The sequence below is a fragment of the Ottowia thiooxydans DSM 14619 genome (assembly GCF_000422885.1).
GTDB classification, from domain to species: Bacteria; Pseudomonadota; Gammaproteobacteria; order Burkholderiales; family Burkholderiaceae_C; genus Ottowia; species Ottowia thiooxydans.
In genome coordinates, this window is sequence record NZ_AUGX01000085.1 from 1 (window position 1) to 1,618 (window position 1,618).

Annotated in this window: 3 protein-coding genes; all 3 read left to right on the plus strand. The window is 54.5% G+C overall.

Annotated features, from left to right (window positions below; translation table 11 throughout):
* Positions 1-111 precede the first annotated feature (111 nt).
* The 3 genes from G518_RS0126375 (at position 112) to G518_RS0126385 (ending at position 1,130) form a co-directional block, all read left to right on the plus strand.
* Entirely contained in the window at positions 112-414 is a 303-nt protein-coding gene (locus tag G518_RS0126375) for a hypothetical protein (protein ID WP_028605035.1), read from the plus strand.
* A 262-nt stretch (positions 415-676) separates the two neighbouring features.
* Complete coding sequence (relB, locus tag G518_RS0126380) at positions 677-877, plus strand: type II toxin-antitoxin system RelB family antitoxin (RefSeq protein ID WP_028605036.1); 201 nt, start codon at positions 677-679, stop codon at positions 875-877.
* Positions 855-1,130, plus strand: a complete 276-nt coding sequence (locus tag G518_RS0126385) for a type II toxin-antitoxin system RelE/ParE family toxin (RefSeq protein WP_028605037.1) — start codon at positions 855-857, stop codon at positions 1,128-1,130. Before relB ends, G518_RS0126385 begins: the two co-directional genes overlap by 23 nt.
* Positions 1,131-1,618 lie beyond the last annotated feature (488 nt).

Sequence of the window (1,618 nt, forward strand, 5' to 3'; positions counted from 1 at the left end):
GCAAAAGCCTCCTCCGCGGTGAGTCCGAAAAGATAAAGCGGATTCAACGAAGAGGAGGCCGCCTTGACGGGCAGTCTCGCTGGACAAAGATTCAACTCAAAGGAAAAGATCATGCAAGTTAAAACCATCGCCCTCGCTTCCCTGTTTTCCGTCGTTCTGGCCGGCAACGCTTTCGCAGCCCAACCAGCATCTGGCGAAGGCCCACTGTTTCTGAATGAAGCACAGGCTGTCAGCACACTGAGCCGTGACGCTGTGCGTCAGGAAGCCATTGCCAACCCACCCCTCGTTAACGGTTACGACTCTGTTTCCGATGCCAAGTCTGTGCGCAGCACTGCGACCCGCGCCCAAGTGCGTGAGTCCACCCGTGACGCCATCGCACATGGCTTTCACGTGAAAAGCGGCGAATCAGCCTGATATAGCGCCCAACGCGGCCTGAAAAAAGGTCGCTCAAACGAAAAACGAGATGCATGTCATCTCGTTTTTTTGGCCTGAGAATTGCGCAGAAAGCTGCTCATCGTTTCAGGATTCAGCATCTCAGAGATTTTTCTTGCTGAGCACGTGACCCTAGTTCAGGTGCACAGCTTCAAGGCCAGCCTGAGTATCTTCGGTATTAAGGGGAGCCCGAGGCGAGCTGGCAAGGTTTGGCAGCCCACCCGTGTTGTGCTAACCTTTGTTCATGAGTGCCGTGCTCTCTCCCATTGTTTCCGAGTTCGAGACCGTAGAACAGGAAGCCAGCTACGACCAGTGGTTTTGCGCCAAGGTTGAGGAAGCATTGCGCAGCGAAAAGCCACGCTTGCCACACGATGCCGCCATGGCCAAGGTTCAAGCCATGCTCGAAGAGCGCCGCCAAGCCCGTGCAACCCGTCCGGTGGTCTGACGAGGCAGCCACCGACCTGGTGGAAATCATTGATTACATCGAGCAGCGCAACTTAGTTGCGGCGCAACGACTTCTCGCCGCTATCGTTCAATCTGCGGAAAACCTCCCATTCATGCCGTATTTGTTCCGGCCCGGTCGCGTGGCAGGCACTCGGGAGCACGTCGTGCACCCCAATTACATCGTTGTATATCAGGTCGGCAACGATGCAATTGACATTCTGAGGGTGTTGCACTCTCGGCAGCAATATCCCTGAGGTTGCCCATTTGCTGGAATCGCTCCGAGCCAAGCCATCTTCTCAAGTAGATGGGCCGCACTTTGGCACGGACAGCGAAATCGGGCTGAGCGAAGTGCTTCCAGTAGGTGTTGGCATGGCATTTGAGCTACCAGTCGTTCAATTCATCCTGGACTGACGAATCTAGGGATGCTTTCCTGGGACGTGCCGCGAATGAGGTTGCCCTGGAAAGAGTTGAGCGACTACGCTGCATTGCCGAGCTGGCAAATTCATTGCTGAGATCAAACGTCCGCAGTTCGGCGGCTTCAACTGGCCTGTGCCTAAGGTCAACCTGATCCTTATTCTTCGAAAAGATTGTTTCCAATTCGAAGAAAGTGTTGTTCTCGTTCGGTGGTTTTAAACACCCCCGTTCAGGCGCAAACTACGTCTTACGGAGCCGGCCAGTAGCTTTCCAAGCAAAAGCCTCCTCCGCGGTGAGTCCGAAAAGATAAAGCGGATTCAACGAAGAG

Coding starts and splice junctions, on each gene's coding strand:
- G518_RS0126375 (WP_028605035.1), top strand. CDS start 112: ATGCAAGTTAAAACCATCGCCCTCGCTTCCCTGTTTTCCGTCGTTCTG.
- relB (WP_028605036.1), top strand. CDS start 677: ATGAGTGCCGTGCTCTCTCCCATTGTTTCCGAGTTCGAGACCGTAGAA.